Source organism: Niameybacter sp. (genome assembly GCF_036655075.1).
In the GTDB taxonomy this organism is placed as follows: Bacteria; Bacillota; Clostridia; order Lachnospirales; family Cellulosilyticaceae; genus Holtiella.
In genome coordinates this window covers 53,756-65,408 of sequence record NZ_JAVVQU010000012.1, presented here as the reverse complement: position 1 = coordinate 65,408, position 11,653 = coordinate 53,756, and the positions used below count along the sequence as shown (strand labels likewise).

11 protein-coding genes and 2 tRNA genes are annotated in these 11,653 nt (G+C 33.9%); 11 read left to right on the top strand and 2 right to left on the bottom strand.

The window, feature by feature from the left end:
• Positions 1-208: 208 nt before the first annotated feature.
• Positions 209-892 (top strand): response regulator, encoded by a 684-nt coding sequence (locus RRY75_RS05250; protein WP_332493219.1) that lies wholly within the window; start codon positions 209-211, stop codon positions 890-892.
• Positions 893-919: 27 nt separating this feature from the next.
• On the top strand, positions 920-1,309 hold the full coding sequence (locus RRY75_RS05245; protein WP_332493220.1) for a VanZ family protein: 390 nt from the start codon (positions 920-922) through the stop codon (positions 1,307-1,309).
• A 457-nt stretch (positions 1,310-1,766) separates the two neighbouring features.
• Here the strand turns inward: RRY75_RS05245 and RRY75_RS05240 are convergent, their stop codons facing one another.
• Positions 1,767-2,627, bottom strand: coding sequence for a DegV family protein (locus RRY75_RS05240; RefSeq protein ID WP_332493221.1), 861 nt, complete (start codon positions 2,625-2,627; stop codon positions 1,767-1,769).
• A 212-nt stretch (positions 2,628-2,839) separates the two neighbouring features.
• On the opposite strand from RRY75_RS05240, the gene RRY75_RS05235 reads away from it, so the two are divergent.
• From RRY75_RS05235 to RRY75_RS05205, 7 genes are all read left to right on the top strand, one after another.
• The gene (locus tag RRY75_RS05235; RefSeq protein WP_332493222.1) at positions 2,840-3,340 is read left to right on the top strand and encodes a DedA family protein; all 501 of its coding nucleotides are present in this window, start codon (positions 2,840-2,842) and stop codon (positions 3,338-3,340) included.
• Between the two features lie 111 nt (positions 3,341-3,451).
• A tRNA-Leu gene (locus tag RRY75_RS05230) sits at positions 3,452-3,535 on the top strand.
• A 457-nt stretch (positions 3,536-3,992) separates the two neighbouring features.
• The gene (gene pyk / locus RRY75_RS05225) at positions 3,993-5,738 is read left to right on the top strand and encodes a pyruvate kinase (RefSeq protein WP_332493223.1); all 1,746 of its coding nucleotides are present in this window, start codon (positions 3,993-3,995) and stop codon (positions 5,736-5,738) included.
• A gap of 188 nt (positions 5,739-5,926) precedes the next feature.
• On the top strand, positions 5,927-6,292 hold the full coding sequence (locus RRY75_RS05220; RefSeq protein ID WP_332493224.1) for a CidA/LrgA family protein: 366 nt from the start codon (positions 5,927-5,929) through the stop codon (positions 6,290-6,292).
• Entirely contained in the window at positions 6,292-6,972 is a 681-nt protein-coding gene (locus RRY75_RS05215) for an LrgB family protein (protein ID WP_332493225.1), read from the top strand. Before RRY75_RS05220 ends, RRY75_RS05215 begins: the two co-directional genes overlap by 1 nt.
• 73 nt (positions 6,973-7,045) lie before the next feature.
• On the top strand, positions 7,046-7,738 hold the full coding sequence (locus tag RRY75_RS05210; RefSeq protein ID WP_332493226.1) for an MgtC/SapB family protein: 693 nt from the start codon (positions 7,046-7,048) through the stop codon (positions 7,736-7,738).
• A 14-nt stretch (positions 7,739-7,752) separates the two neighbouring features.
• On the top strand, positions 7,753-8,532 hold the full coding sequence (locus tag RRY75_RS05205) for an HAD family hydrolase (RefSeq protein ID WP_332493227.1): 780 nt from the start codon (positions 7,753-7,755) through the stop codon (positions 8,530-8,532).
• Positions 8,533-8,702: 170 nt separating this feature from the next.
• Here the strand turns inward: RRY75_RS05205 and RRY75_RS05200 are convergent.
• Positions 8,703-8,775 (bottom strand) — tRNA-Thr (locus RRY75_RS05200).
• Positions 8,776-8,931: 156 nt separating this feature from the next.
• Between RRY75_RS05200 and RRY75_RS05195 the strand changes: the two genes are divergently transcribed.
• Both RRY75_RS05195 and RRY75_RS05190 read left to right on the top strand, forming a co-directional pair.
• Complete coding sequence (locus RRY75_RS05195; RefSeq protein ID WP_332527307.1) at positions 8,932-9,564, top strand: CBS domain-containing protein; 633 nt, start codon at positions 8,932-8,934, stop codon at positions 9,562-9,564.
• Between the two features lie 466 nt (positions 9,565-10,030).
• Positions 10,031-11,569, top strand: a complete 1,539-nt coding sequence (locus RRY75_RS05190) for an AbgT family transporter (RefSeq protein ID WP_332493229.1) — start codon at positions 10,031-10,033, stop codon at positions 11,567-11,569.
• Positions 11,570-11,653: the final 84 nt, after the last annotated feature.

Below are 11,653 nucleotides of genomic sequence, written 5' to 3'. Positions count from 1 at the left end.
CCTTTTGTGATGTAAGGAGTCAAACTCCTGTTAGCTTAGATAGGAGTAAAGCAAACAAATAGATACTCAATTATGAAGAAAAGCTTAAGAAATAAAGAGAAAAAATTTTAAGAAAGAAAGTGTAATATTAAGATATGCTCCTAAATGTTTTAAATAAACAGCCTATAAGATATAATTGAAGAAAAAAGTAGGGTAAGGGGAAATTAAAGTGAATGAGACGATTTTAGTATGTGATGATGATGAGAAAATTGTTGAAGCGATAGAGATTTACTTATTACAAGAAGGTTATCGTGTTTTGAAAGCTTATGACGGGGAGCAATGTCTAAAATTACTCGATGTGGAGACAGTACATCTTGTTGTATTAGATATTATGATGCCTAAGTTAGATGGTATGTCCACAGCTTATAAGATGAGACAAAAGTATAATGTGCCAATTATTATGCTTTCAGCAAAAAGTGAGAGTACTGATGAAATTGCGAGACTTAGCTTTGGTGCAGATGTCGCAAATGAAGCTAGAAATGAAATTTATCATAATATAGATAAATACAATACCAATGAACCACTTTATATAGAATTGGCAGAAGAACCTACAGTTAAGTCTTATTATTTAAAACATTTCTTCTTACAAACCGGTTATAGAGTTAATTCTAGTGACACAACATATTTGGGTGAGTATGAAGAACAAAATATAGAGCTAAGAAATAAGATAGGGACAAAGGACGTAGCCTTTTTGTCTTTAAAAATATGTCTAAAGCAGAGCTTGGTAGAGATTCAACAAGGCAGTCTTGCAATAGAAATAGATGGAGACTTATTTAAAGTAAGTGCGGAGCTTGTTGCAAGCTACGAAAATGAGAATAGGAGTTGCGAAATGGACAGCCTCCCTTTACAATAGAAGTAGCAAAGTTAGAGGGGGAATAAGATGTTGAAAAAATGTGAAAGTAAAGTAATCCGTTATAAGTTTACAATGGGTGTAGTCATATTGATTCTGATAGGTATTTTAATGCCTGGAGAGAGTGTGCCACAAGTAGGTATACCAGGACTAGATAAAGTTGTGCATTTTGGCATGTTCTTTGTACTTACAGGGGTATATTACTTAGAATATCTAATGAACAATAAAAAGTTACCTGTATGGTATTATGCAGTAGCCTGTCTTTTTGTATTTGCAGGGTCTACAGAGTTTATGCAACTTTTTGCATCAAGTCGTTCAATGGATATACTGGATTTAAGTGTAGATACAATGGGGATTTTTATAGCAAGTTTACTATGGGTAGCTTTTGTTAAGTTAAGAGAAGGAAAAGTCGCAAAGTAAATACAAAGATATAAATAATAGAATAGGTTATACCTATTAAAAAAATAAAGAAAGTTTAAGTTTGAAGTTTGGAAAGGAGCACTTCAACATCTAAGCCATGTACATGACAGGCATCTTCTACAGTTTGAATACCAGCAATGCCAAAGTTGTTGACTAATACATGAGCTACATTTGGAGAAAGAAGGACAATAACTGCTTTTTGTTCGTACCAAGGTCCAACTTATTATATCTATATTTTGCACAGCCAGCTGCACCTGTTGTGTACAGATCCTTGTAGGAGGATTTAGGCGGTACAATGCAGTTGGATGTCATTAAAATAGGATTATTAAAGCTTTCGAATTCTTATTTAAAGGTTGATGTAAATAAAACGAGCTATAAAACGAATTTAATTTCTAGTTTTATAGCTCGTTTTATTTATTGAGGCTACTAATACTTAATAAGTTATAAGCACACATCTTTAATGTGTCTTATAATGGTAGGCTATGCCTAGGCTACCAGGGCCTACATGAAGGCCAATAACAGGACCGATTGATTGGATGGATACAGTTTTGCCAAGGTGTAGCTCGAGTGCCTGTGCAAGTGCTAGGCCTTCTTCTTCACAATTGATATGGTGTACAATGATGTCTTCTAAGTTTTCTTTAGTACCTATGTCAGCTAGCATAATTTCAATCAGTTTGGACACGGCTTTTTTCTTAGTTCGAACTTTGGTATAAACATCTGTTTTACCATCTATATTTACTGTTAAAATAGGCTTGATTTGAAGAAAGTTACCAAGAAGAGCTGCAGCCCCACCAATGCGACCACCTTTTTGTAGGTAAGTTAATACTTCAGGGGTGAAAACAAAATGACTATTTTGACGGACATAAGAACAATGCTCAAGGACTACCTCCATAGAGGCGCCTGATGCAGCAACTTTGGCTGCTTCAATAGCAATAAAGCCCATTTGCATGCAGTTTGTAAGTGAGTCAAAAAAGTGGATGTCAGCTTCAGGATATTTTTCAAGAACAATGTCACGCATCAAGTGAGCACTTGCATAAGTACCACTCATTTCTGAAGAGAGAAAAATTCCTAGTATACTGTGGCCCTCTTTAATAAGTGCCTCAAAAGTTGTCATCATTTCTTCAGGAATAGGCTGAGAAGAAGTAGGAATTTCTCGTGTGGCAGCCATTTGAGTATAGAAGCTGTCATTTGAGAGTTCTAGTTCACGGTGACTAACACCATCTAATATAACGTTTAGTGAAACGATAGAAATATCATAAAGTTTAGCCAGTGACTCTGGTATATAAGAGGTACTATCTGTTACAATTTTAATTGCCATAAGTTCAACTCCTTTTAGTACACAAATAATTAATTCATTCATTCTAAAGATGCAATAGGATAAGTATATCAAGCACTTTAGAAAAATGGAAGCAATCTTTATGCTTTCTTAATGTTTTTTTACTAAAGTATATTGTATAGGATTATAATTCTGGTTAAACTATCTATAATAAGAGTATGGAAAATAAAAATTAGACATAATGAGGATAAAAGATGGAGAACATAGACGTAGTGATACAATATATGAAAGATTATGGGATAATCTTCTTGTTTGTGATTGTATACTTAGAGTATTTGAATTTACCAGGGTTGCCAGCAGGTATTATTATGCCGGCAGCAGGTTTTTTAGTAGCAACCAGTGATATTAATTTTATTTATGCTTTAGTGGTATCTATTATAGCGGGAATCTTAGGGAGTTATAGTCTATACGCAATGGGATACTTTATAGGAAGTCCGGTAGTGGATAAAGTCTATACGAAATATAAAAAATCTAGGCCAGCTATTGATAAAAGCTTTGGATATATTGAGCGCTATGGTAATAAAGGTGTATTTGTAAGTCGACTGATTCCTATAGCGAGGACACTTATTTCCTTAATAGCAGGAACAGGAAAAATGAAAATGTGGAGCTTTACAATTTATTCTATAGGTGGTATTACACTGTGGAACCTAGGATTTATATTGGTAGGTTATATAATGGGGGTAGCTATAAAATAAAGATAATAAAATAATTGATTAATAAATGACAAATTAAATATAAAATTTAGAAAGCTATCTTGCTTGTTGAATTAAAAAGTGCTAAAATAAAAAGTATCAATCCATTCATAAGCAGGTATGGCGGAAATGGCAGACGCGATAGATTCAGGTTCTATTGAGGGTTTCTTCATGCAGGTTCAAGTCCTGTTACCTGCACTTATAAAAGTGAATAAAGAAAGGGAGTTGCACTAGTCAGCTCCCTTTTTTTGTTGAAATTGACATCTTTAAAAGTGTCTGCAAAAGTAAGACGTTCCCCGTTGTGATAGGTAGCATAATCTAGTTTTTCAAGAGAAGTGGAAGCGAGTAACATGGGTGTGAAAGTTAGGCTAAGTATCCTGGTTAAGCAAAAAAAACACTTTTTTTCGTAGGAATCTCGTTGTTTCCATATATTTACAGTACTATATTTGACAAAGAAAATAAATAAAAAATGTACAAAAATGTAAAAAACTAGATAACAGAAGCACTAAATAAATGTAAAATAATTAGGCATACTATATAAATATCTACAAAATTAACAAATCCCTAGATTCGCACTTGAATATAGGGGCCTATATACAGTATGATGTAAAGGAAACAAAATAGATTAGACAGCTAGAGTAATGGAGTGAAAAACATGAGAAAAACAAAAATCATATGTACACTTGGGCCTTCAACTGATGATGAAAAAGTATTACGTGAATTAATGCTTGCAGGTATGGATATTACACGTTTCAACTTTTCACATGGTGATTACGAAGGTCACAAATTAAAATTTGACACCGTTGTAAAGCTTAGAGAGCAATTAGGGCTTCCAGTAGCAACTATGCTTGATACAAAAGGTCCAGAAATTCGTATTTGTAAATTCAAAGATTCAAAAATCATGCTTACAAAAGGTGATACATTTACACTTACAACAAGAGAATTAGAAGGAACAACAGAAATCGTAAGTGTAACTTACAAAAACTTGCCAAACGATGTTCATGTAGGTTCTGCAATTCTTTTAGATGATGGTCTTATCGAATTAAATGTTATCGAGATTAAAGATAACACAGATATTGTCTGTAAAGTTATTAATGATGGTGCACTTTCAAACAATAAAGGGGTTAACTTACCAGAAGCTAGTCTTTCTATGCCATTCATTAGTAAAAAAGATAGAGAAGATATTATTTTTGGTGCTAAAACAGGATTTGACTTCATCGCAGCATCTTTCACAAGAACAGCTGAGGATATCTTAGAAATTCGTAAAATTCTTAAAGAATATAACGGAAATGGCATCAAAATCATTGCAAAAATTGAAAACCGTGAAGGTGTTAACAATATCGATGAGATCATTCGCGTAGCAGATGGTGTAATGGTTGCGCGTGGTGACATGGGCGTAGAAATCCCGCTTGAAGAAGTACCAGCTCTTCAAAAAATGATTATCAAAAAAGTTTACAATGCAGGTAAACAAGTTATTACTGCAACACAAATGCTTGACTCTATGATGAAAAATCCTAGACCAACACGTGCAGAAACTAACGACGTTGCAAATGCTATTTACGATGGTACAAGCGCAATCATGCTTTCAGGTGAAACTGCAGCAGGTCTTTACCCAGTAGAAGCATTAAAAATCATGGTTCGTATCGCACTTCAAACAGAAAGAGATATTGACTATGTAAGTCGTTTCAAACACAGAAAAGATGTGGAAGTACAAAACGTAACACATGCTATTTCTAACTCAACATGTGCAGCAGCACATGATCTTGGTGCAAAAGCTATCGTTACTGTAACAAAATCAGGACGTACAGCACACATGATTTCTAAATACCGTCCAACATGTCCAATCATTGGATGTACAACTTCTAAAGAAACTTATCACCAACTTGCTATGACATGGGGTGTTATTCCAGTTCTTATGGAAGAAAAAGAAAACACAACTGATTTATTCGAAACAGCTATCGAAGCTGCAGAACAAACAGGAATCGTATCAAAAGGTGATTTAGTAGTACTTACAGGTGGTATGCCTCTTGGTGTATCTGGTACAACAAATATCATGAAGGTTGACGTTGTGGGAAAGATCTTAGTATCTGGAACAGGCCTTAACGAAAAAAGTGTAAACGGTAACGTATGTATCTGTCACACTGAAGAAGATGTGAAAAAGAACTTCAATGAAGGGGACATCTTAGTTGTTCCACAAACTTCAAATGAACTTTTCCCTCTTATTAAAAAAGCAGCGGGTATCATTACTGAGCAATCAGGTGTTAACTCACATGCGGCAATCGTTGGAATGGCTCTAGATATTCCTGTAATCGTAGGTGCATCAAATGCAACTAAAATCTTAAAAAATGGTACAACAGTTTGTATGGATAGTACACGTGGCGTTGTATCTTACATGTCTTAATAGATGTGAATAAAAAGGAACTCTTTTAAAAGAGTTCCTTTTTTTATTGAGTTTTTATTTTGCTATTTATTTAAAAGAGGCTGTTTTAAAAATTATTCAAGAGTATATATGAGATTAAAATAAAAATATATAAATATAATGATAAATTATAGTATAATAATATAAACGATTGAGATAAGGAGGTTTTTATGAATACTCATTTTTTTATACAATGTTTAATTCTCTTTAGTATTTATCTAGGAGGCGAAAGTATAGCAAAACTTTTGCCAGTGCCTATTCCAGGAAATATTATAGGAATGGTTGCCCTATTCGTAATGCTTTTGCTCAAATGGATCAAGCTTAAAGATATTCAAACCCTTGGAAGGTTTTTACTTCAAAATATGGCATTTTTCTTTATACCAGCAGGGGTATCTATTATACAAAGTATAGAAGAAGTAAAAGGTGACTTAATACCTATTTTGGTCATTTGTATTTTAACAACACTTATTACCTTTACGGCAACGGCATTTACAGCTAAAGGAGTTATTAAATTACAAGAGAGGAGTAAAAAGTGATGAGCGAGTTGATCAATTCACCTTTTGTAGGAATTGTACTTTGTTTGGTAAGTTATCAGATAGGGTTAAAGGTCAATAAGAAGACCCATATTGACTTGTTAAATCCACTTCTTATTGCTATTGGTATTGTCATTATAGTTTTGCAGGTAGGACGCATACCTTATGAAGCTTTCAATCAAGGTGGGGCTATGATTAATATGTTTTTAGGACCGGTGACCGTTGTATTAGCAATTCCTATGTATGAGCAGTTAGATACGCTAAAGAAAAATAGTCTGCCTATTTTGATTGCTACCGGGGTAGGTGCCATAACCTCTATTATTAGTGTGATTGGCCTTTGTAAGGTCTTTGGACTAGAAGACACCCTCATGGCATCATTAATACCTAAGTCAGTGACAACGCCTATTGCTGTAGAAGTAGCGAGCAAACAAGGTGGTATTGTAGGTGTTACAATAGCAGCTGTTGTGGTGACAGGAATATTGGGGGCAGTTATTGCACCAAGCATGATTAAATTACTTAGATTAGAAAAATACCCAATAGCTGCGGGACTTGCCATAGGTGCTTCAAGTCATGCTATGGGAACAAGTAAGGCAATACAAATTGGTGAGCTAGAAGGTGCAATGTCAGGAATGGCGATTGGAATGACTGGGATATTTACTGTGCTTTTTTCTTTGCTTCTATAATAAATAGGATGAAAAATATAAAATAGCCTATACTATAAAAGTAATAAGAAAAATGCATAGTAAGGGAAAAAATATGGAGACATTGAAGCAGACTTTAGCTGGCATTAACATTTTATCTATTAGTGTAAGATTAGGAATGGCGCTTGTTTTTGGTGGATTACTAGGACTTGAAAGAGTCAAGAAGAAAAGACCTGCAGGTTTTAGGACATATATGCTTGTATGTATGGGCGCAGCACTAACTATGATTACCAATCAATATGTGTTTGAGACATGGGGGTTAAGCGGAGATCCGGTCAGAATGGGTGCTCAAGTTATTAGTGGTATAGGTTTTTTAGGGGCAGGTACGATTATTGTTACAGGCCGCAATCAAGTCAAGGGATTGACGACAGCAGCGGCGCTTTGGGCATCTGCATGCATGGGTCTAGCTATTGGTATAGGATTTTACAGTGGAGCTATTATTGCGTATATTTATATCTTTTTTGCTATGACTGCGTTGCATAGTGTAACACGTAAAGTAACGGCTAAATCTAAAGTGATTAATGTGTACATGGAGTTTTTTAATATGAGTAGCGTCAGTGACTTTTTTGATTTTGCTAAAGCAAATCAGCTTCAAGTAGCAGAAATAGATATTATTAAACCCAAGTTAAAGACGGATACCCAAGTTATTACATTATTGACAATTAAGGCTCCTAATAGAATGGAGCACATAGCATTTTTAAGCCTATTAAGCAGTGCAAATGGTGTTCGACATATAGAAGAGCTTTAAGATGGAGGAAGATGATGAAAAGAATTTTAGCATCAGATATAGATGGCACTTTGCTTATAAAGGGAAATATTAAGACTACAACCTTAGAAAGTATTAGTGAGTTAAAAGAGGCGGGGCATGGTTTGGTATTATGTACAGGAAGAGACTTTTCTAATACAAAACAAGTCTTTGAAAAATATAATATTAAGACCGATGGCCTTGTACTTTGCAATGGTGCTTTTGTGCTAGATGAAGGATTTAATGCCTATTTTGAGCAAAATATCCCAAGACATGTCGTTGAGAAGTTATATCGTTTGTTTAACGAGCAAGAAGGATTTTATGTGGCATATATCGATGGCTACAACACCTATATGGATAGGTGGCCTGATGGTATTGATGAAATGGCACTTCGAGTGCAGAAGGTGACACCTTGCGAAATGAAAGAGAAATTTGGAAATATAAAACTTATCTCACTGGTTGTGATGAGTAACGCTATAGAAGAAATTGAAGCATTAAAGAATCAATTGAATGAAACCTATGGAGAAACTATTGTGGCATATCGTAACCAAGTGTTTATTGATGTGGTGCCTAAAGGGTGCTCTAAGGCTTCGGGAATTGAAAAGGTGGCACAGCGCTTGCAGGCAGAAAAAGAACAGATCTATGTAATAGGGGACTCTTGGAACGACTTAAGTATGTTTGAACATTATCCTTTATCCTTTACATTTAATGGGGCGGAAGAGAGCCTTAAGAGCTATGTGAAGTATACTGTAGACTCTATAGAAGAGTGCATTACAAGGATTTTAGAAAAAGAATAAAAAAATTATTTTAGAATATAACTATAGAGATCGATAACAAATTGAAATATTAAAAATAGATACTATTTAAAGTTAACGATAATGAGAAAAAGCGTGTAATGGCCGTTACACGCTTTTTTAGTATGGAACACAATAAAAATACGCTTAAACAATTGTTTAAGCGTAAAGAAAGCTGGAGATGAGGATCGAACTCACGACCTCATCATTACGAGTGATGTGCTCTACCTACTGAGCTACTCCAGCACATAGCTGTATTATATCATAATGAAATTAAATAGTCAAATTATACTAAGTTATTAAATTTAATATAAATAATTAAAGTGTTTAATGTGAATGAGTGAATAGATTTGAATATTGTGATATAATTATAATGGATAGAATAATTAAGGGGGCTGATTTATGCTAGTTAAAAATATTATGATTCCAGTAGAAAAACTTACAGTTGTAGATTTACACACAAGTATTAAAGATACTATAGCACTTATTGATATGAACCATTTATTATCTTTACCTGTTGTAGCAGGCGATAAATTTATAGGAGTTATTTCCAAAAAATATATATTTGAAGAATATTTTAATGATGTAGAAGAAAAAGAAATATTTTTAAAACGGTCTATTGAAGAAATGATGAAAACAAAAATTACAGCTGTAAAAGAAAGAGATCTTGTAGAGGTGCCAGGACAAGTTTTGGCTGAACATAATCTACAGTTTGTACCTGTCGAAAATGAGAAAGATCAATTTGTAGGTATAGTGACTCACAAGGCAATTTTTAAGACCTTTAATAAAATTTTAGGTGTAGGGCATACAAGAATAGAAGTGACAACTAGAGATGTTAAAGGTCGACTTGCCACGTTGACTGAGATTATAACCAAGCAAGGTGTAAACATTATTAGTATTGCGGAAATTGATATAGAAGTTATGAATTTAAGAGAGATCATTTTACGTGTAGATACAAAAAATGTAAAGGCTCTTATTCAGGCACTTAATGAAGGCGGTTTTACAGTAAGAAGAATAGATGAATCTCAAATATAGTATGAGTCATTAAAGTAAAACAGTATACATAAGAAATATCTCACAAGTTGAAAAATTTAAACATAAGAATGATAAGTTGCAAGAAGCGTTGCTAATTCTTGCATAAATAAAATAAGTAAAATTCAAAAAGTTAATCTTTTCCAAAAATAAGCATCTATATTAAGGTGCTTATTTTTTTATCTTTATAAAGAAGTATACATATTTATATGAATAAGAAATAAGAAAAAATATAGAAATATCAATGATTTTGGTGAGTTAAGATAAATGGATTATGATTCTAATATACAAATAAATTTAATGTTGTAAGAAGATAAAATCAAAGAATCTAAATTATACTTTTAATAAGAAAATGCACAAGAGGGGTTTACAACTTGCAAAAATGATGATATGATAAGAACACAATAAAGTTAACATAAGGTTAATGATAGACGAAAAATAGACAACTAGGTAAACAGGAGGGATAAAGATGAAAGCAGAAAAAAAATCACGTACATCTTTTATAGAAAAGATTGGTAAGAAAATTCCTGATCCAGTTATTATCTTCCTAGGGCTGTATGCAGCAACAATGTTATTGACACTTGTATTAGGTGGAAATACATTTGAAACAATGGGAGCTGATGGGGGCAGTATTGTACATGAAATAAAAAACATGTTTACTGCAGAAAATATTAGATGGATCTTTGACAATGCATTACTTACAAACTGGTTAGGCTACGGTGGTGGTGTACTTGGTACAATCCTTATCGTTATGTTAGGTGTTGGAATTGCAGAAGAGTCAGGTCTTCTTACAACACTTATTAAAAAGGTAGGCCTTAAAGTATCAGATAAATTTTTGCCATTTGTATTAGTGTTCTTAGGGATTATGAGTAGTATTGCATCTGATGCAGGTTACCTCATTCTTATTCCACTTGCAGGACTTTTATATGCAGGGCTTAAAAAGAATCCATTAATAGGTATGGCAGCAGCCTTTGCAGGGGTTTCAGCAGGGTTCAGTGCGAACCTTATTCCGGCTACACCAATTGATATTATTATTGGTAAAAATGCTCAACTCTTTGCAGAGAGTCAAGGTGTACCTTTTGTAAATGCAGCAGGTGAGGCACTTAATGCACCAACTATGCATTACTTCTTTGTAGTGGCATCAACAATTGTACTTTCTATTGTAGGTGCATTTGTAACAATCAAATTTATTAAACCAAAACTTGAAAAACAAGATTATGTTATTCCAGAAGATATCGATTTAAGCGACTTCACGGTAAAACCAGAAGAAAATAAAGCTTTAAGATGGGCAGGACTTGGGTTATTAATAGCAGGTGCTCTGGTAGCTGCTATGGGATTTGGTCCTTTAGCTTCTTTCGTAACAGAAGAAGGCACAAAAGTAACACCATTTATGGATAATATTATCCTTATGATTACATTCATTTTCTTTGTACCAGGTTTATTCTACGGTATTAAAGTAGGGATGTTCAAGTCAGCTCAAGATGTTATCAAAGCAATGGCAAAACAAATGGGTAATATGGGTTATGTACTTGTTTTAACATTTGTTTCTTATAACTTCTTAGCACTTTTAAGTAATTCAAACCTTGGAACATATATTACATTCTTAGGTGCAAAAGGTCTTCAATCAATGGGCCTTGATAATTCACCCATTTTATTAATCATTGGATTTATTCTTGTAACAGCGATTATTAACTTGTTCGTAGGTGGTTTAACATCAAAATGGATGCTTTTAGGTCCTATCTTTGTACCAATGTTATTCCAAGTACATTCAGGAATGACACCAGATGTCGTAGCAGCAGCGTTTAGAGTAGCTGACTCTTCAACAAACATTATTACACCACTTATGTCTTATGCAGGGGTTGTACTTGTATTCATGAGAAAGTATAAACCAGAATATACAGTTGGAGATATGATTGCATTAATGCTACCCTATTCCATTGCCTTTTTAGTTATATGGACAACCTTACTTATTGGATTCTTTAGCTTTGGTATTCCGCTAGGATTCTAATTTATAGATCAATCAAAACAAGGTCAGCACATTGGGGTGTGGGCCTTGTTTTTTATAAATTTATAGGGAAAAGGTGCAAAAAGT